The organism is Bacteroidota bacterium (genome assembly GCA_041658205.1).
Classification (GTDB): Bacteria; Bacteroidota; Ignavibacteria; order UBA10030; family UBA8401; genus UBA8401.
The window spans coordinates 2,680,402-2,701,112 of sequence record JBBAAO010000001.1; the positions used below are offsets into that span (position 1 = coordinate 2,680,402).

General features: G+C 37.1%; 18 protein-coding genes. 2 read left to right on the forward strand and 16 right to left on the reverse strand.

Translation table 11 applies throughout. From position 1 onward, the window contains the following. Positions 1-657 precede the first annotated feature (657 nt). From WDA22_11060 to WDA22_11095, 8 genes are all read right to left on the reverse strand, one after another. Positions 658-1,770 (reverse strand): glycosyltransferase family 1 protein, encoded by a 1,113-nt coding sequence (locus tag WDA22_11060; GenBank protein ID MFA5834002.1) that lies wholly within the window; start codon positions 1,768-1,770, stop codon positions 658-660. Positions 1,771-1,782: 12 nt separating this feature from the next. Continuing rightward, positions 1,783-2,571: a class I SAM-dependent methyltransferase gene (locus WDA22_11065; GenBank protein MFA5834003.1), complete on the reverse strand. Its 789-nt coding sequence runs from the start codon at positions 2,569-2,571 to the stop codon at positions 1,783-1,785. 28 nt (positions 2,572-2,599) lie between these two features. After that, entirely contained in the window at positions 2,600-3,193 is a 594-nt protein-coding gene (locus WDA22_11070) for a hypothetical protein (GenBank protein ID MFA5834004.1), read from the reverse strand. Positions 3,194-3,522: 329 nt separating this feature from the next. Then, complete coding sequence (locus WDA22_11075; protein MFA5834005.1) at positions 3,523-4,449, reverse strand: glycosyltransferase family 8 protein; 927 nt, start codon at positions 4,447-4,449, stop codon at positions 3,523-3,525. Then, a complete protein-coding gene (locus tag WDA22_11080) occupies positions 4,442-5,116 on the reverse strand; it encodes a hypothetical protein (protein MFA5834006.1) in 675 nt (224 codons plus the stop codon). The genes WDA22_11075 and WDA22_11080 overlap by 8 nt, the downstream gene beginning before the upstream one ends. A 10-nt stretch (positions 5,117-5,126) precedes the next feature. Then, positions 5,127-5,867: a TylF/MycF/NovP-related O-methyltransferase gene (locus WDA22_11085; GenBank protein MFA5834007.1), complete on the reverse strand. Its 741-nt coding sequence runs from the start codon at positions 5,865-5,867 to the stop codon at positions 5,127-5,129. A 78-nt stretch (positions 5,868-5,945) separates the two neighbouring features. Beyond that, positions 5,946-7,271, reverse strand: a complete 1,326-nt coding sequence (locus WDA22_11090) for a flippase (GenBank protein MFA5834008.1) — start codon at positions 7,269-7,271, stop codon at positions 5,946-5,948. Further along, positions 7,264-9,792 carry a YfhO family protein gene (locus WDA22_11095; protein MFA5834009.1) on the reverse strand — a complete coding sequence of 843 codons (2,529 nt, stop codon included), beginning with the start codon at positions 9,790-9,792 and terminating at the stop codon, positions 7,264-7,266. Before WDA22_11095 ends, WDA22_11090 begins: the two co-directional genes overlap by 8 nt. A 126-nt stretch (positions 9,793-9,918) precedes the next feature. Between WDA22_11095 and WDA22_11100 the strand changes: the two genes are divergently transcribed. Further along, entirely contained in the window at positions 9,919-10,836 is a 918-nt protein-coding gene (locus tag WDA22_11100; GenBank protein MFA5834010.1) for a hypothetical protein, read from the forward strand. Between the two features lie 105 nt (positions 10,837-10,941). Here WDA22_11100 and WDA22_11105 read toward each other — a convergent pair whose 3' ends face one another. Beyond that, on the reverse strand, positions 10,942-12,612 hold the full coding sequence (locus tag WDA22_11105; protein MFA5834011.1) for a hypothetical protein: 1,671 nt from the start codon (positions 12,610-12,612) through the stop codon (positions 10,942-10,944). 114 nt (positions 12,613-12,726) lie between these two features. Here WDA22_11105 and WDA22_11110 point away from each other — a divergent pair, with 114 nt between their 5' ends. After that, positions 12,727-13,437, forward strand: a complete 711-nt coding sequence (locus WDA22_11110) for a pyridoxine 5'-phosphate synthase (protein MFA5834012.1) — start codon at positions 12,727-12,729, stop codon at positions 13,435-13,437. Between the two features lie 23 nt (positions 13,438-13,460). On the opposite strand, the gene WDA22_11115 is transcribed toward WDA22_11110, so the two are convergent. The 7 genes from WDA22_11115 to ahcY all read right to left on the reverse strand — a co-directional run bounded on the left by WDA22_11115 (position 13,461) and on the right by ahcY (position 20,641). Further along, on the reverse strand, positions 13,461-14,042 hold the full coding sequence (locus tag WDA22_11115) for a bifunctional nuclease domain-containing protein (protein MFA5834013.1): 582 nt from the start codon (positions 14,040-14,042) through the stop codon (positions 13,461-13,463). Positions 14,043-14,108: 66 nt separating this feature from the next. Beyond that, positions 14,109-15,083: an electron transfer flavoprotein subunit alpha/FixB family protein gene (locus WDA22_11120; protein MFA5834014.1), complete on the reverse strand. Its 975-nt coding sequence runs from the start codon at positions 15,081-15,083 to the stop codon at positions 14,109-14,111. 25 nt (positions 15,084-15,108) lie between these two features. Further along, positions 15,109-15,855: an electron transfer flavoprotein subunit beta/FixA family protein gene (locus WDA22_11125; protein ID MFA5834015.1), complete on the reverse strand. Its 747-nt coding sequence runs from the start codon at positions 15,853-15,855 to the stop codon at positions 15,109-15,111. Positions 15,856-15,912: 57 nt separating this feature from the next. Then, on the reverse strand, positions 15,913-16,977 hold the full coding sequence (gene hisC, locus WDA22_11130) for a histidinol-phosphate transaminase (GenBank protein MFA5834016.1): 1,065 nt from the start codon (positions 16,975-16,977) through the stop codon (positions 15,913-15,915). A 5-nt stretch (positions 16,978-16,982) separates the two neighbouring features. Beyond that, complete coding sequence (gene hisD / locus WDA22_11135; GenBank protein MFA5834017.1) at positions 16,983-18,269, reverse strand: histidinol dehydrogenase; 1,287 nt, start codon at positions 18,267-18,269, stop codon at positions 16,983-16,985. A gap of 174 nt (positions 18,270-18,443) precedes the next feature. Further along, positions 18,444-18,932 (reverse strand): glutathione peroxidase, encoded by a 489-nt coding sequence (locus WDA22_11140; protein ID MFA5834018.1) that lies wholly within the window; start codon positions 18,930-18,932, stop codon positions 18,444-18,446. 365 nt (positions 18,933-19,297) lie between these two features. Then, a complete protein-coding gene (gene ahcY, locus WDA22_11145; protein MFA5834019.1) occupies positions 19,298-20,641 on the reverse strand; it encodes an adenosylhomocysteinase in 1,344 nt (447 codons plus the stop codon). Between the last annotated feature and the right edge of the window lie 70 nt (positions 20,642-20,711).

Below are 20,711 nucleotides of genomic sequence, written 5' to 3' on the forward strand. Positions count from 1 at the left end.
TAATTCGTTTATTCCGTTGTCCCGGTAGGGACAAGATATTTTTAGGAGATCAAGCAAATCAATTTTCAAGTCCCGTCAGGGATGAAATATTCTTTCATTAATAAGCATGTGCGTAACATCAGTTATTCATTAGAAATATTAGGCACATGATAGAAGAAAACAATACGGCAAAAAAAAATCTTCAATAAAACGATTGTTTTACCCTTAATTGATTTTTTTTAAACAAGGACTGACGCCTAAAAAACTATCGCTCTGCATAGTTTTAGGTTTTATATTGGGGATATTTCCAGTGATTGGGTTCTACAACATTGCTTTGCACAATTGTCCATTGGTATTTCGATTAAACATGCCTGCCGTACAACTCATCAATTATTTTTCATACCCACTTCAACTGCTTCTTTATATACCTTTTCTTCGTATAGGTGAGTTTCTCTTTCATCAATCACCAATCCCTATCGATCTATTACAAATTTATATTATGTTACAGTTAGATGTATTCGGTACAATTCAATCATTAGGGTGAGCAAATATGAGGGAATAAGTTGCGTGATGTATTTTTGCTTTTCCGACCGGCGTAGTGATGTATTATGGTTTAGTTTTTATATTCACCCACCTCTCTCTACGCAAATAAACTAAAGATGTATTGCAATAGATGATTTATCGATGTTGCAAAACCTTTTTATATGTCTCAATTGTTTTTTCCGCAGTATTGTTCCAGGAAAACATTTTTGCTCTTTCGAATCCTTTCTGCACCATTTCATTTCTAGTTTCGGGATTATTTAGAATACTTCTTACAACAATTTCTAGACTCTCATTATTATCTGGTTCAAAATAAGCCGCGGCTTCTCCGCCAACTTCCGGCAGAGAACTTCTATTACTTAAGATAACGGGAGCGCCACAGGTGAATGCTTCAACGATCGGAATTCCAAATCCTTCATACAATGAAGGATATACAAATGCTTTGGCTTTAGAGTACAACAATGCAAGTGACTCATCGCTTACATTTATTTGACGGATATTTTTAGACAATCCCAATTGTTCAATATTTTTCTGCTCTTGCAAAGAAAATGTTCCTCCACCAGCACATATTACAAAAAGGTTGTGTGAATCCTTCATGATAGACTTCATTGAACGTAAAAAAAACATAAAATTCTTGTATGTATTTCTTGCTCCGACATAAAGAATGAATTCTTTTGGGGGAGGAAATGATAACATCATTGACGCATTCACAACGATATCAGTCGCCAAAGGGATTACATCAATAGAGGATTCAGGAATCTCAAGAATTCTTACGATGTCTTTTTTAGTATACTCGGATATAGCAATAATACGGGCAGCTTTTTTAGCTAATGCTTTTTTGTTTTTAATCGTAAAATCAAATGGATGAAATGATCCCGGATATATTTCATGAGCCATATCGTAAATCGTCAAAACAAATGGCACGGCGCCAATATCGTTCAAAAAATATTGGTGATAATATGTCGGGTGAAATATATCCGGCGGGGGACGTTTAGCGTATTCTTTTTTAAAATATAATTGATTCAAGACACGGATAATTTCATTCCGACCTTTAAAACGGTATTTACCGAAGAAAGGTGTTGGATTAAAATTGCCGACCTCATGGAGATAAGCATTGTTGGAAAACTTAACTATTAGGTCGGCTTGAATAGAAGCATTTTGAGAAAAGATTTTCAAAAGTCTCGAATAATATCGAGAAATACCGCCATATTCCTGAAATGAAAATACTTGGTGATCAAACAGTACATTCATAGTTAATTTTTTTTAAAGCGAGATCCGTTGATTTTGAGAATACAAAGAATCCGATTTGGTTTTACTTCCTAATGCCACTTTTATGAACGAAGGGATACCAACCAAAGAAACCTTAAGTAAAATATTAAAAATAGAATTATTAATACGCTTGGAAGTGATCATATGAAAACTTTTGCCATTTGTATAGAAATTTCTCTGATTTTTTTTTGCCATAAACTGTAAAGATTCTAACGAATAGAGAGCAATGTGTTGTCCGTGAGAAAAATAATAATATTCCCAGTTGTCCGGCAGCGGTGCATTATGATCAAACGTTTCCGTGGAAAAAATGATAGAGTCCGAAAATGAAAGCATTGTTTCTAATTCTTTTTGCGGGTCCAGGAAATGCTCAAAGCATTCAAATGATGTTACTGCCTCATATTGTTGATCCAACCCGTCTATATGTTCAAAGCCTCGAGCAAAAATGTTATCAGTAAAAGGATCCTTCCAGAAGAAATCAAATCCATAATCACGCATCAAACGAACGAACAGTCCATATCCCCCACCATAATCAAGGAACTTTGCCTTACGATCAAATAAACTGTAGAGTAAGATACTTGTTCTTTTCGAGAATAATAAATTTCGTTGTACTAATCCGGTATCTTCAATGTTAATAGAATTTTCATACGCCTCTTTTAACCAGTGAGGTTCTTCGGTTTGAATAAACTTACACCGTGGGCATTGAAAATAATCAACATCATATTTTTGCAAGATTTTTTTACGAAATAATTTTTCGACTGCTGTTCCACAAATCTTACAAATCATTCTTGTTTTTCCTTTATACTAAAAGACTTCAAGTGTATTGGCGAAGGAGTCTCAATAATTTACGGAATTTATTGGGATTCAAGTATTTAGCATAAGTATAGTTATCTGCTACTAAATCCACAGTTATACCTTTGGGATGGGTGATGACATGTAGAGGTACTGTCGGACGGTTTGCCATCGGGTCTGAATGGTTAAATGTGTGTGTAGCACCCAAATCAAATCCTACATTTGAAACTAAATTATTATTGGGAATTATCGTTAAACCATTATTGGTACTTACAGTATACATCCATTGAATATCCCAAGTGTCTTTGTTATTGGCATACACTAAATCGAAATTTTTCAACCAAAATCTTTTTGCCTTCTCATCCGGAAATATTTTATCAAATTGGTGATTCTTCATCATATCCGGAAAAGTTGGGATAGAAACATCATATTTTTCCCATGCTCTTCGCCATGTTGCCCATCCCCACACATGAGTAATAGCTGAAAAATAATAACTTGCATCCCCTCGAATAATTCCATCTTGAAAATTTGTCCCTCCGATATGCATAACGATTTCATCATTGCGATAGTGCTGCAACATTTTCTCGCAAAACTGAAAAAAACTTGGATCAGGCAAACAATCATCTTCAAGAATTATTCCTTCCTCTTCATGCTCAAAGAACCAATTGATCCCAGAACTTACACCAACTTTGCATCCTAAATTAATCTCGCTAAAACGGGTTTTTACTTCACATTCCCAATCTACTTTTTCAATGATTTTCCGAGTAGTATCGCAAAGTGTTTTTTCGTTTTCTTTGTTAGTCCTTGGACCATCTGCGGAGACATAAAGATATTTCGGTCGAATTTCGCGGATCCGTTGAAATACTTTAGCAGTAGATTGGGGTCGGTTAAAGATTAAAAAAAGGATGGGAGTATAAATAATAACTATTTCTCCATTGTAATTGTTTAAATTCCTAAATGAAAATAAATCAATATTTTCCTTTTCGTAAACGGTGAAAATAGGAATAAAATTATTTTTTTAACCCTATCAATAATTGAAATATTGGGATATCGAAATTCTCTCCAATTACTTATTCGAAGATATTTCCAATAAATATGTTTTCGGGGATGGCAACTAAGATAGTCCCAAGGCTTTGACGAACCAGTATAATGAATTATACACGGATCATTAAGCGCTTCCAAGAGATCATTTGGGGAATAACACTGCAATAATGTATTAATATCTTTCTCCCAAAATGCTGATTGTTGATTCCATTTAGGTTTTATAGGGAGCCAACTTGCAAAGAGAATGGCATTCAAAGCATCCTGATCCCAAAACAATAATTTAGCATTTTGTTTCCTTATGTAATCAACGAGTAATGACGTAATATTATTTTTGCGCCACGCTTTAAGATTTATTAAGAGCACTCCTGCATTGAAGTACAATGAATTAGAAAATAACCCAAGTCTTTCATTGTGATTAAATGTTGGCTCTTGAATTGCAGCTATAATGTGGTCATCAACGTTTGTTTTCCACAAATCAATAACAGATTTTGTTATGATCATATCTGCGTCAAGGTAAAGAAGTTTTTCAATATTATTTGACAATATGGAAGGCATTAGCAGCCTATAATAGGTTGCTGTTGAAACATGATGACTGATAAAGAAACCTTCCACATCGTTAGGATGAATGGGATGGAAGGAAAAAACCATATTATATTGATTTAATAATTTCCGGACACTTTGAAGATTATCTGGACTAAAATCAACAGAAAAAAAATGAATATGAAGTTTTTGGTCTCTGTTATTTTCACACAAAGAGGTTATCATCACCCCCAGATGTTGAGCATAACTATTATCTGCTGCACACGCAATATGTATGATATTATTCATTAGTAGGTAATCGAAAGACACCACAGGTAGCCGATATTTTCTTAAAATTCCATAAAACTTCATTCAGTTTTGGCTTGTTTATAGTAATAGCAGAAAATAAAAGAACTATGATTGCTTTGACTAAATTAACGCATTTCGAAACCAGAGAAAACTGGCTATTCACATAGGAAAAATACCAACCACAATCAACTTCCTTACCTTCAATGCATTGCAATAAAGGAAATGCATTTTTAAGCTGTTCAAAATCAGGACGGTATTCTGTATCAATAGGATCAGGATGGTAAGGAAATTTATATGGGACGGAGACTAAAACAATTGTTTTTTTTGACAATATCTTGCAAAGAGAGTCACAAAATATTTTTTTATCGGTAATGTGTTCTAATACGTTTGAACAAATAATGACATCCGAATCGTATTTTTTCAATTGGTTCACAAAATTTGGATCAACAATATCACCAACCAAATCAACACCTTCATCTGCTTTAAGATCAATATTTTTTATGATGCAGGATTTTGAATGTAATAAATTAAGAAGATTTTCTTGAATATAGGGTTGGTACCGTTCAATAAATTCTGAGGTGCTAGATCCTATATTTAGAACAACAGAGTTCTGCACAACATATTTTTTTATTACATAGCTAAACCAATAAGATTCTTCAAGTAGCATATCTATTATACTATTGTTTAATTAAGATGCGTCCAGTGTAATCGATTCTATTCAGCAAAACCCGGAGATGATTTTCTTCTACATACTGATCTACTGCTTCCTTTGCACCTTTCCAATGACCATAGTCGTCAATAATTAACACCCCGCCCTTAATTAATCGTGGAAATAAATGAACAAGTTCGTGATATGTAGAATCGTACCAATCAGTATCTAATCGTAGCATAGATATTTTTTCGGGAAGAGTCACAGGAATTGTTTCTTCTACTTTCCCTTTGACAAAATGTATACGTTCAATAGGGTAACTGGTCTGGCTAATATTTTTTTTAACTTCTTCTAACGGCGCAAAAGCCCAAATAATATCTTCCGGACTTTTTTTCCTTTTTGCAAGTAAATGATTAGCAGGTATACCATTTAAGTCAACATCTTTTTCTGAAGGCAGGCTCATCCCCTCAAATGTATCATATAAATATATATCTCGATATTTGTCATTAAACAATACTAAGGACTGTAAAGCACACATAATACTTCCACCTCTCCACACACCACACTCTACAATATCACCTTCAAGTTTATTTTTTGCGATGTATTCTATACTCTTATAAATAGCATAGAGTCTTTCAGGGGAAGTCATTGTATAAGGTAAACACGATTTTGCCAATGATAAAAAATCTGATTCGAAATCCGATTGTGTATATTGTGGTACATCTGAATAACCAAATTTATTGAATATTTTTTTGAATATGTATTTCATGACACAATTCACCTTCAATAACAAAATTTAAACATTCACTATTTATTAAAATACAATTTTTGACTCAACATATTTTAATTATTTCGATACTTTATATTGCATAAGTATATAACGATAAATATCAATCAAATGTCTTGGATGCCAACATTTTACCAAAACAACAAATGGGTTTCTGGTAATATCGAGTATACATAACACGATTAAACCGCTATACGATCCAACAACAATTGATATAGCCGCACCATCAATTCCATATTTAGGTATGAGAATACTATTCAATATTAAAAATGTGAATAGATTAATCACTTGAGCAACCAAGAGAATTCTTTGTCTGTTTGCTGCAACTAACCACATCCCATACGCTGTCCCAAAAAATACAGGGTACATTGACCAAATATGAATCTTAAATACTAATGAAGAAAGATTGAATTTTTCTGCATACAATAAAGAAATGATCCAATCACCACACAAAAAACCTGCAACCGAAATACCTATTGACATCCAAACAAGCAAAGAACATAGTTGAATAAAACGATTGTATTGCAATTGAACATTTTCCCTATTATTTATAATTCCTGGAAATACTGCTGTGCTAATGGCTATTGGAATAAAATAAAATGCCTCGCTGATACGAATTGCAGCAGCATATTGACCAACAAAGTTTAAATTATTTAAATAATGCAAAATTAATACTTGATCAGCTTTTTGATAAAGCAATTGTGCAAACCCAGCGATTATCATCGGCAAAGAGAACCGAAGCAAAAGTTTTGTTTCTAAAAAATTAAATTTCCATGATGTTAATGATTCTTTTTGTTTGCTATAAAAATATATTGAAAATATTGCATATATGATTGCATCTATTACCAAAACGGCTGCAAACCATTCAACGCTTCCGTGCAATACAATTAGTGCAATCTTCACAAGAGCTGAAATAGATTGAGTAATTAATTGATTTATTGCGGTATATTTTGTTTTTACACGTGATTGAAAATAAAAATCAATAGTTTGAAAAGACTGGAATAGAAGAGATAATCCGACAATAAAGACAATTAGTATTTTTTCTTGAGAGTCATGGAAACTAGAATAGGTTACCGCACAAATAATTGCAATCACCGATCCAATTAATTTTAGAAAAAATGTTGTTCCCAAAATGCTGTTTTTTTTATCCTTTCGGATAAGTAACTCTCTAACCACAATTCCATCTAATCCAAGCGTAGACGCTATCGTAAAAATTGCAACAACATTTAGTGCGTAACTAATTAAACCAAACTGGTCCGGACCAAGATACCGAGTGACTAGCACTCCAACAAATAATCCAGAAACTATCCTTGAAATTTTTTCAACTAGCAACCAAACACTATTGGATAAATAATTATTTTGGAAGCCGTGCTGATAGTTATTCATTTATTAGGTTTTGTTTTTTTCTTGTCCTCATCCGACGAAATGAAAAAAATCCAACCAATCCTACAATGATTATATTTGTCCATAAACTCAACTGTTTTCCCAATACAAATCCCACTGGTTCAAATTTCATTGTCAGTGAATGCTCGCCGACAGGAACAACGACTCCTCGAAACATATAATTAATTCGATGGATTGGAGTTTCATGCCCATCAATAAACGCTTTCCAGCCTGCAGGATACCATGATTCACTAAGAAAAAGAAGATTGTTCCCAGTCGCTTTTACACGCAATGCTATGTCCTGAATACCAAAATGAGTATAGGTGGCTTCTGCACCCGCTTGCGGTGCATCAATAGCCAGCTTTAAATCATCCATAAAAAACGCGACTTCTTGTGGATCAAAGTTCATCTCTTTTATTTTTTGAAGAATATCCAATCCTTTAGCAACTTCATAACGATTCACAAAAAAGGCACGCGGTAATACTGATCGATTATATAAAACATACTTCCCTTCAGAACTAAAAACCGGTTGCAAGATTTGATTTGAATCAAGTCGATCAGACAAAATATATTTGACATTCATTAATCCCCAAACCAGCGGATTTCCCAATCCCGCAACATCAAACATATCTTGAATCTGTCGCATTTTTACACCCTGATAACCATAAGCACTTTGTATTCTCCAATACGCCAGGGTATTGTTATAAGGTGGTTGACCTTGTTCAAACTCCAACGTACGGTATAACGTAGTATCCCGTTTAATAAATGAAACATATTTTGGTGTTGCAAACACATCTTGAGAATCTGTGTGTGGCTTTGGATCCATTGGTTTATAATTGACTCTCCACAAATCCAGCAGCATTACTGCAACTACTACCAAAGCAACTAACGAGTATTTAATCTTTTTTGATTGATATAGATATAATGACCCTAATGAGATAAGAAGGAACAATAAAGCATATGTGATATCACTCGATATCATTCCTGCAATCACTTTATACAGCTCGCCCACAACAGTCTGGTTATAAGACCGTGCAAGAGATTGCATAATCTCTTGCCGTGGAAAAAACATATCATAGATTGAAAGGAAGATGTCTTTTGTTACAACCGAAGCAATAAGTAAAACTCCTATTCCGACTAAAATATATTCGAATATTTTTTTTCGTTGAAGATTTTTTTCATCACCGTCGCCAATTAACGACATAAATCCGTACGCAGATAGAATCGGAATCATAATCTGCACAAGGATTAAGATCATTGAAGGAATCCGAAACTTATTGAACATTGGAAAATAGTTGAACATCAAATCATAGAACAACGAAAACTCTTTCCCAAACGAAATGAAGAGAGATATGACGATCAATAACGCTGTGTATTGTACGAACGGGTCTTTTTTATTTCTCCAAAATCCAATACCAGCTAAAACGATGATGACTATGCCCATATATTGCGGTGCATCTGTAAACGGCATATTTCCAAAATACGTGTTGAGTCTGGTCTCTTGATTCTGAGTTAATACGCCTCGATACGAAAACCATCCGAATCCATGAGAAGATGGGATAAAAAATGTCAACATCTCACTTGGAGAAAATGACCAATTGGTTGCATAGTCGTAATCAAGACCGCCATTGGAAGGAGCTTTTTCTTGAGATTGTTGAGATCGGATAATCGGATCAGATCCGCGAATAGAATACTTGGAATATTCCAGAGTAGAAAGGTACTGGTCACCGGTCATAGCAAAGGCCAAACCCGTTGCTACCGCAAATATAGACGCCGAGCGAATTATACCTTGCCAATTTTCCTTATAAATAATTGCACGTACAAAAAAGAATAAATAATATAACCCAAACGCAAAATAGCAGTAGAAAATCATCTGCATATGACTTGGAATCAACATTAAGTGAATCAGAATAATCAAAACCAAAGAGAGCACGATATTAAATTTTTCTCGTAGTCGTTCCAGAATTATAAAAATGAAAGGAAAGAAAGCGATAACTGGAACCTTGGTCATGTGACCAACAATGATCAAGATAACGATGAACGTAGAGTGCATGACTCCCAATGCTGCAATGAGTGCAGCTATTTTATTCTTAAGCTTATCAAAAACGAACCAATAAATACCAATACCGAATATTAAGTAATAGAGCAGTTCCCATCCGATGTCTGGATTATTCAAAATATGCCCAAAATAAACAGCCGCACGGTTCACAACAAGAGCAGTCACATCAAAATATCGATCACCATGAACACTTAGACTTGCATAACCCGGCATTCCACAAAAAATATAAGGATTCCAAAGCGGAAAAATCCCTTCTTTGGCAGCATCGCTGACAAGCGTATGAAAACTTTTGGAAGCAATACTATCTGCCGCCACAAATACTTTACCGTCAAATACCAGTTCATGGAAGAAAATAACTAACGAAAGGAAAATGACAGTAATTGCCGCAGCGTGTTGATATTTCAATGGAATAGCAGGCGCATTCTGCAATAGCTTAGAAGGTTTTTCTTTTTTGATTGATGCCATATTCCCGCTTTGGTATAATTTGATTTTTTTAAGTATTTAATGAAAATAGGATAAAATTGGGAGAGTTACAAAAAATAAATGAATTTGAACATTGTATATACTATACTCACTGGTTATATTTCCATTATGAAAGAACGAAAATTTCCAATAATACTTTTTTCTCTGATATTTGCATCTTTAGTATGGATATCGATCAATCTCGGCAATCAATTCAAATTTTTTACTGTCGTACCAATAAAGATTGAAAACTTACCCCCAGACCAAGCTATTGCTTCTCCTATCCCCCCCTCAATCGGTTTTAACATTCAAGGAAACGGATGGCAACTGCTCAATATCTTGATTTCACCTAACTTGTATTACACTATTGATTTTGCTGTTTTACCGAAAACAAATATTCTCTTAACATCAAAGGATCTGAATGAACATGTCAATATTTCCAATGACATATATATTTTTGGAACCACACCTGAGTCGATTAATGTACAATTAGACGATAAGGTTACTAAAAAGGTCCCCATCACGGGAATGGTGAATGCTTCGTTTCGAAATGGTTTTGGATTAGTCGGTACGGTGAAAACAACACCCGATAGCGTTCTATTAACCGGTGCAAAATCGCTGCTTAATAAAATCCAATACTGGCAAACAGAAACTATTATTCTTCATGATATCAATATCCCAATTTCCATGAATATTGGATTAAAGGATTCCCTGAAATTCGAAATATCGCGTTCCATTTCCAATGTCATTATTAATTTTGATGTCCAGCCAATTGCCGAAAAAACTATCGATGATGTTCCGATAGAAATAGTTCAGGTGCCTGATAAACGAAATGTCGTTCTTATCCCGCCGAAAATATCCATTATTATCCGATCTGGTGTCAATAATATCGCCAATCTTTCAGGAAAAGATTTTTATGCATTCATCGATTACAAATCGATACTTTTAGATACGAGTGGAATGATTCAACCGAATATTGTTGGACCAGAGAATGTAAAAATTGTACAACAAAATCCCGAAAAGATTCAATATGTCGTTAGAAAATAAGGGACATCTTATTCTTCCATAATGTGACAAATGATATAAGACACTTTAAAACGAAAAACCCTCTGAATAAGCTCAGAGGGTTTTTCGTTTCATTATTTTTTCCAACTAAAAAGATCTATTCAATCGAAAGAAAATTGCTGCAGGTGCATGTTTATCTGTTCTCCAGGCAAATCCTAATCGTGCATCTCCATCATGCCAGGAGATAGCAAAACCGTAATCAGATTTTATCTGCGATGATTTTATTGAATCAAATCCATCATACACTGCTAACGACGTTTTGACATTTGCAACCGTGCCGACATCTCCAAAAGCTATTAGATTTAAGAAACTGGGCCAAAAAAATATCTCATCAATCAAATCTCCGCTAAATCGATATTCAAGATTTGTCAACAACATTCTGTTTCCGTTAAATTCTTTAAAACCATACGCAGGAATAGTGTTGGCTCCACCGAGTTCGAACATTTTTTGGGCAATTGGTGCACCCTCCAGTGCTCCTGCTCGAAACCGTATATTAATTTGATCATCATCAAAAGCCGGTTGAAATCTGCGAACATCAACAATCGCTTGCGTGAAATCAAAATCGCCACCCAGTTCGTTGCCACCATATTCACTGCGCAAAAATAGATTCCAGCCTTCCGAATGATATCGGTATTTTTCTACAGTACTTAATCCTGCACTCAAAGTTACACTTTTCATTGTCCCGGTATTCACTAAAGGATTACTTCGAAAAGTGCTCCCGCCAAATACAGCCCAACGTGCACCACTATTCAATGATGCATATCGATCATTCAAAAACCTTACATCCACCATAGTGGAAACATCTCCATCTTTGGTATATCGCGCACTATGAAGTGAATATCCTTCACGTTGATAATAGTCCCTAAAATCTTCTCTGAAAAATAATGCGGCAAGATTGTTTTCCCCAAGATTCATAATCCATTCATCTTTTGTATCAGTTAAGCTGTGCACTTCACCGCCAAGTTCATAGAGTGTTTCGTCTGAAATAGCAAATTGACGGTCGAGCCCCAATTGCAGTCTCCATTTATGCGAGGTAAATCCGTATCCGAATGAACCATAACCAGAGATCGACTTACTGCCATCCCAATAAAATTTCTTCTCCGCACCAAATCCAAGAAACAGTCCTTCTACGCGATTATATCGGAAGAGGAAATTATCATCAATTACATTTTCGGTGTTCCAAAAATACGGTTTAAATGAATACGAGTATTTCGTTCGGTATGTACTTTTTCGTTTGTACTTTCGAGTACTCGAATTCGATGATTGCTCCGTGTAACCTTCCACATAAGCGCCATCATCCTTCGATATGCTTCCGTTCATTGCGCGCACATTTCCCAAAATGTTTGAAGTCTTTTTGAGTTCAATATCACCATTTACCACTAGTACATCACCCAAAATTGTCCCCCGCACAGTTAATGTCCCATTTTTCACAACGAGGTCTCCCTGCACAGTGTCCGTTTCAACAATTTCAGTATTTCCATTAAAAGTTACGGCATCAGAAGATATTTTTGAATTTGATTTATCTCGGTCTTGAAGGCTTTCATCATCATTATATTCTACCCGTTGGGATCGATCATCAACCATATCATCCACCTGAGACTCTATCGTCTCAACAATGCCATCCACAAATCGTTCAAAATCATTCGTTGTGCGGTCAAATCGATCTTCGTAGCTATCGTTGTCAGATTCGGAAATTTGTGCAGCAGATATAGAAATAAAGAGACAAAAAATAAAAAAAACTGAGTAGATACGAATCATAGTTTCCTCCAATTGGAATGTAATAATTTTTTACGATTCTCATTGTAAAAAGTTACGGGTTAATAGCTAAGCGCCTTTGAATAATCACTGAAATTTTGTAATTTTTAACACTTTATGAGACTTTGCATCAATATTGATCACATAGCCACGCTTCGCAATGCACGAGGGGGAGCAGAACCCGATCCTGTTGCAGCTGCAAAAGTATGTGAACATGCAGGAGCAGATGGTATTGTCGTTCACCTTCGTGAAGATCGCCGACATATTAAAGACCACGACGTATGGACATTACGTGAAACAGTAAAAACGAAACTCGATCTGGAAATGGGTGCATCAGATGAAATCGTATCAATCGCTCTTCGAGTTATTCCTGACTTAGTAACACTGGTACCGGAAAAACGGCAGGAACTTACTACCGAAGGGGGTCTGAATGTTATTACCTACAAGGAAAAATTGAGACGTGTTATTGAAAAGTTTCACGAAAAGAATATCCCCGTTAGTCTTTTTATCGATCCGGTAAAAGCCCAAATCGAAGCCGCAAAAGAGATTGAGTCCGACATGATTGAAATTCATACGGGAGAATATGCGGAAGCAAAAAAAACGGAAGAGTTAGAGCGTTTGTTGAAAGAAATAACATTTGCTGCTCAATACGGAAAACAACTCGGACTTGAGGTAAATGCAGGACATGGATTAAATTACACGAATGTTTCACCTGTTGCAGCAATTCCCCAGATTGATGAAATGAGTATCGGACATTCGATCATTTCTCGAGCAGCATTTGTCGGATTAGAAAAAGCTGTGCAGGAGATGTTACATCTTGTTAAATAAAAACCGCTCACGCGGTTTTTTTATTAATCCATAATACCCAATTTCCTGATATCATCTCTTATCTTAGCCGCTTTTTCGTAATCTTCTTTTTCAATTGCCTCTTTCAATGATGATTGAAGCAGTTCAAGTTTTGTCAATGGCTGTTTGATTTTCGTGGTTTCTTCTTTGAGTCCTGTTTCTTCTACTTCATCATCATCCTCGGAGACAACTCCTGCCTCGTTCAACACCTCTTCACCGACAAAGATCGGAGCTCCATATCGCACAGCTAAAGCAATGGCATCGCTTGGACGCGAATCAACCTCCTGTGTATCACTCAAACCTTCAATAGTTAATTTTGCGTAGAATGTTCCGTCTCGAAGTTCGTTAATGCACACTTCATTTAACGACACTGCAAATGTATCTATAATATTTCTCATAAGGTCATGCGTGAGCGGTCTCGGCGGTTTCATCCCTTCCAATTCAAGCGCAATAGACTGAGCTTCAAATGCACCAATAATAATCGGCAATTTTCGTTTACCGTTCGTTTCCTTCAAGATTAATGCATACGCGCCGGCACTCGACGGACTTGTCGATAATCCGAGTATGTCAACCTGAACTTTCTCCACTATGATTCTCCTTGTTTTCTCTACAGCGAGTATATCAAATTCTCAAGCGATGTGCAATAATCTATCTCACTTACCGTGTAATTTCTTTACTTCTGCGGTTATTGCTGGGATAACCTCAAAAGCATCCCCAATAATACCGTAATCGGCGACAGAAAAGATTGGTGCGTCTTTATCTTTGTTAATCGCAACAATATATTTTGATGAAGACATTCCGGCAAGATGTTGAACCGCACCGGAAATTGCGACTGCAACGTACAAGGACGGAGAAACTGTTTTCCCTGTCTGACCAACTTGTTCATCATGAGGCCTCCAACCGGCGTCTACAACGGCTCGCGATGCTCCAACAGCGGCTCCGAGCGAACCGGCAAGGTCTTCAATCATTGCAAAATTTTCAGGACCTTTTAATCCCCGTCCGCCGGAAACGATGATATCTGCTTCTGCGACATCTTTTTTTCCATTCGCAGTTTTTACTTCTTTCACCATTGTAGAAAAATCAGCTTCGTTTAATGTAATCTTCTTATTTTCAACAACAGCCGTTGACCCATCAGAATTCCCCGCGGTAAAAATATTGGGACGTAATGAATAGACCTTGACTGCCGTTTTCACTGATACTTCAATTAAACCTTTTCCTGCATATACCGGACGTGTTGCTTTTAATGATCCATTCTCGACCGTGAGAGCCGTGCATCCTGCCGCAAGTCCCGCGTTCAATTTTACAACAACTCTTGGCGCAACATCTTTCCCCATTTCACTTGCGGGAAGAATAATAATTTCAGCAGATTCTGAAGTTGCGACTTCTGCAATAATTTTGGCATACGCCGTAGTAGAATACAAATCCAAACGTGCATCTTCAACAGCAACAACTTTTGCTGCTCCAAATCCACCCAGCTGACCGGCAATTGATCCAACATTATTTCCAATGACTACCGCGACAACCTCACCACTCAATTGATCTGCAATGGTTTTCGCTGCTTTTACAACTTCAAACGCTGTTTTTTTGAACTGGCCGTTTCGTTGTTCTGCAAAGGCTAATATTTTCATAAATAATATTTTCTGAATTGAATAATTAAATTACTTTTGCTTCTTCACGTAACAAGCGAACTAGTTCTGCTGCAGCGGAGGCATCCGAGCCGACAATTTTCCCTTGAGCTTTTGCAGGAGGTTTGCTCATGATACCAACTTCTACGTGGGATGCGACAGCATTAGGAATTTTTTCTTCAATGGGTTTACGTTTCGCGTCCATGATACCTTTCAACGAAGGATATCGAGGTTCGTTTAATCCTTTTTGAGCGCTAATGAGCACCGGGAGTTTTGCGTGAACAATTTCATGTCCCCCCTCTATCTCACGCTCGGCTATAACATTGCCATCCTTTATTTCTAATTTTACCACCACTGAAATCGAAGGGATATCCAGCATTTCCGCTACCAGTCCGCCGACCTGTGAATTGTCATAATCGATCGATTGTTTACCACAGAAAATAATATCGGGACTATATTCTTTTGCATAATCTGCCAACGATCGAGCAACCGAATACGAATCACGGATAGAAGCATCTTTTAACAGCACTGCTTTATCACATCCCATTGCAAGCGACTTGCGTAATGTTTCCTTATTGGTTTCACCGCCAAGAGAAACTACTACAACTTCGCCGCCAAACTGTTGTTTTGTTTTGAGTCCTTCTTCAACTCCAAATTCGTCGTATGGACTAAGCATAAAATTGACACCGTTCTGATCGATCAGCTTACCATCAGCACCAACTTTCACTTTTGTTTCAGTATCCGGAACATGGTTCACAAAAACTAATATCTTCATTGATCACCTATATTTTGAAAGATTTCCAAATTTAACAGATTGTGGAGAATCTTCATATCATACATATTTTTTTAGCGCGGCCACAAATGTTTTGTTTTCATTCTCCGTTCCGGCGTTTACCCGCAATGTATTCTCCAATTGAGGATACGAACTCACATCGCGAATCAATACATTTTCAGAAAATAAATTATCAAACAATATTTGAGCATTCTTCTTGACTGTAAAGATAAGAAAATTTGTCTGCGAAGAAAAGACATTAAGTTCGTCGATAATGCTCAGTTCCCGATACAAAAAATCTTTCTGGTGTTTCACATAGTGAATTCGTTCTAAAATCAATTCACTATTCTTCATTAATTTGATTGCCACAGATGAAGAAAAATTATTCACCGTAAATGGGATTTTCGGTTTTAATAACTCTAAACATAATGCGGGTTGAGCCAGTAAATATCCGATGCGCAACCCAGCCAGGGAAAATGCTTTAGAAAATGTACGGAGAATGATAAGTCGATCGTAACGTTGCAACAACGGTAACACCGTGGGTAAATCCGCAAATTCAATGTATGCTTCATCGACGAGAACAATCGCATCCGTCTCGGAAATAATCCGTTCTACTTCTTCGATTGACATCATTTGTCCGGTCGGACTATTCGGAGAGTTCAAAATGATGAGAGAAGGTTTTTCCTCCTTTGCTGTTTCAATTATACGGTCAACATGAAATGATAAATTACTCTTTGCAGGAACACTAATCAACTGCCCTTCTAAAACATTAACGATTTTTTCATAGAGAAAAAATGTCGGCGTTGGAATTAATACTTTTGTCCCCTTTGATACAATTGCCATGAGAACGGTATACATCAATTCATTTGATCCATTTGCCGCAATGATACTTTCCATTGGCATATTGAGATACGTTGCCAACGATGCAATCAATTCCGTTGGGAACACATCGGGATAACGATTCCAAGGCTGTCGGATAAATTCTTCCACAAGTTCCCGTTTGATCTCTTCGGGCAAATCAAATGGATTCTCGTTTTGATTCAGTTTAATCAGGTCAGACGACAATGGTTTGCTTTTAACGGAGTACGCTTCGAGCTTTTGGATAGATGGTTTTATATGTTTCAAAAAAGTCATCGTTTAAAGTTTTTCCTTACTCTCAACGAAAGCGCATGAGCCGTTAATCCTTCGTGTTCGGCAAAACAAGCTGCATCTTCAGAAACTGTACTCATTCGTTTTTGCGAATATCGTATCACACTGGATTTCTTTATGAAGTCATCGACGGAAAGAGGAGAAGAAAACCTTGCTGTCCTTTCTGTCGGTAAAACGTGATTCGGCCCGGCAAAATAATCACCGATTGCCACCGGCGAATAATTCCCTAAGAAGATGGATCCGGCATGTTTAATTTGCTTCAGCACCTTTTCATCATTGGTCGTGATAATTTCCAAATGCTCAGGTGCGAGTTCATTTGTCACAGCGATTCCTTGTTTCAATGAAGCGACCAGATAGATTTTTCCCTGATTCCGCAGCGAGATCTCAAGAATATTTTTTCTTGGAAGTTTCTCTAGTAAACGTTTCACTTCCCTGTTCACTTTCTCAGCCAGTGAATGGCTTGGGGTGACAAGAATTGGAACTGCCCGCTCGTCATGCTCGGATTGTGCGAGAAGATCGGTTGCAATAAACGTTGGATTGGCGGAATTATCCGCAAGAATGACCACTTCACTAGGACCGGCAAAACTATCGATGCCGACTGTTCCAAAGACTAATTTTTTCGCTGTCGCGACAAAAATGTTTCCCGGGCCGACGATTTTGTCTACGGTAGGAATTGTATCCGTACCGAACGCAAGTGCAGCTACCGCTTGAGCACCGCCAACTCGATAAACATTTCGTACTCCAAGTAATGACGCAGCAAGTAACACATCTCTATGAATATTCCCCTGCTTATCCGGCGGTGATACCAGATGAATTTCTTTTGCTCCCGCTACCTGGGCAGGAATAACATTCATCAATACCGTGGAGGGATACACTGCTTTTCCGCCAGGGACATAGACTCCTACTTTTTCGATCGGACGGAATATTTGACGAAGCTGAGAGTTTTGTTGAACTTTCAATAAAAATGGTTTGCGAACCTGCGCTGAATGAAATTTTCTGATGTTTGCGGCTGCTTCTTTCAAAATTCTCACGAACTTCTTATCGGCATGTTTCTCTGCGGCAGCAATTTCTTTTGCGGATACGGAAATGGAATCTATTTCGATGCCATCAAACTTTTTTGTATAATTTCGTAACGCTTTATCCCCCTCTTTGCGGACTCGGCGGAGAATTTCAATAACTGTTTTTTCTATTGACGAATCCCCTGACGGTCCCCCAACAGATTGAAAAGCATTGGCTTTCTTATTTCGAAGATCGATTATTCTTAACATATATGGTAATATAACAAAAAAGGAAACCGTTTTCTTGGTTTCCTTTCAATTTGTTTCTCGAAAATATCTCATCAATGTCATTACGAGCACAGCGAAAAATCTTGTTCTTCATTCACGTTGGAAAACGAGATTTCTCACTCGTCCCTTTGGGACTTCGTTCGAAATGACAATTAATTATTTCTGTGTCAGCAATTCATCGATTTTAGTAATAACCTCTTTTTCGGTCGGCTTTACTTTCGATGCAAACTTTGAAACAACATTCCCGTTTTTATCAACCAGAAACTTTGTAAAGTTCCAGGCAATTTCTTCCTTAAATTGTGTTTCCGTTGTCAGATACTTATAGAGCGGATGAATATCATCTCCTTTGACGCTGATTTTACTGAACATGGGGAATGACACACCATAATTTCTTTCGCAGAAAGTGGCAATATCCTCATCTTTTCCCGGTTCCTGTTTTCCAAAATTGTTAGCAGGAAAGCCAATGACGACAAATCCTTTGTCTTTGTATTGTTTAAACACTGCTTCAAGATCTTTGTATTGAGGTGTATAACCGCAAAACGATGCGGTATTGACTATCATTACCACTTTTCCCTTAAAATCAGCAAGAGATCTTTCTTTTCCTTCAAGCGTTTTCATTGTAAAACCATAAATTGGGGCGTCCATGTTCTTTGTTATCTCCTGACTTGAAAGTGTTCCAATCGCAAAAAGTGCGACAACAGTAGCCGCGATGAGTTTGTTCATTATGTTTCCCTTTGATTTTGTGTAGCAACTATAACACTAAGATGGGAAGAAACGTTTCATTTGGCAAGAACGTTTCTATACCTTGATTACAATATTTTATTTTGAAAGAAAGCTTTGAGGACTGTAGCAGACAGCCTCGTAAAACAATACAAGAACGATTGTGAACCGTAAAAATGATAAGCCTCAAAACCTTAACATTTCTTACAAACGAAAAATCCCTGAAGTGTTTCGATTCAGGGATTTTTGTATTTCTCGATATGTCCAAAAATAGAACGATCTGGGAAATTTTAATAGCGATAATAATCCGGTTTATAAGGTCCTTCAACCGCAACACCGATGTATTGAGCCTGATCTTCCGAAAGTACGTCAAGTTCAACACCGATCTTCTTTAAATGCAATCGAGCAACTTTTTCATCTAAATATTTCGGGAGTGTATAGACCTTCTTCTCGTACTTATTTGAATTATTCCACAATTCAAGCTGGGCAAGCACTTGATTGCTGAAAGAGTTCGACATCACAAACGAGGGATGCCCCATTGCGCAGCCCAGATTTACCAAACGGCCTTCAGCAAGAACAATAATGTCCTTCCCATCAATCGTATATTTATCAACCTGCGGTTTAATGGTATCTTTTGATTTTCCGTAGTTTTCATTTAGCCATGCCATATCAATCTCAATATCAAAATGGCCGATATTGCAGACGATCGCATTATGCTTCATTGCTTTGAAATGCTTTGCGGTGATGATATTTTTGTTTCCAGTAGTTGTGACGATAATGTCGGCTTCCTTCACTGCATCATCCATCCGCTTCACTTCATAACCTTCCATCGCTGCTTGAAGAGCGCAGATCGGGTCAATCTCCGTTACAATGACACGAACTTTTGCATCGCGCAATGAATCAGCGGATCCTTTGCCTACGTCTCCAAAACCTGCAACAACAGCAACTTTACCGGCAAGCATCAAATCTGTTGCGCGGCGAATTGCATCAACCAGTGATTCGCGGCAGCCATATTTGTTGTCGAATTTCGATTTTGTAACCGAGTCATTCACATTAATCGCAGGCATCAATAATGTTCCGTTTTTCATTCTATCATATAAACGATGAACACCGGTTGTTGTCTCTTCAGAAAGTCCTTTTATACCAGCAGCAAGCTCGGGGTATTTATCAAATACCATGTTGGTCAAATCACCGCCATCATCAAGAATTAAATTCAACGGTTTGCCGTCTTTAAATGCAAACAATGTCTGTTCAATACACCAATCAAATTCTTCAGCGGACATTTCTTTCCATGCGTAGACAGGAATTCCGGCTGCAGCAATAGCGGCAGCGGCGTGATCTTGTGTTGAAAAAATATTGCAAGATGACCAAGAAACTTCCGCACCGAGATCGATTAATGTTTCAATCAACACTGCGGTTTGAATCGTCATGTGAAGACAGCCCGCGATACGTGCGCCTTTCAAAGGATTTTTTCCTTTAAACTCTTCACGAATCGCCATCAAGCCGGGCATTTCTGTTTCTGCCAATTTAATTTCTTTTCGTCCCCATGTTGCTAGAGACATATCCTTTACTTTATACGGAAGCGATGGCTTGGTGATCTTTTTTGCCACTGCTTCATCCATTACTGCACTCATTGTAGCTCCTTTAATTATGAATATAACCTTACGGGGTTAGTTGATTAATCAGTGATTCATCACCACTAAA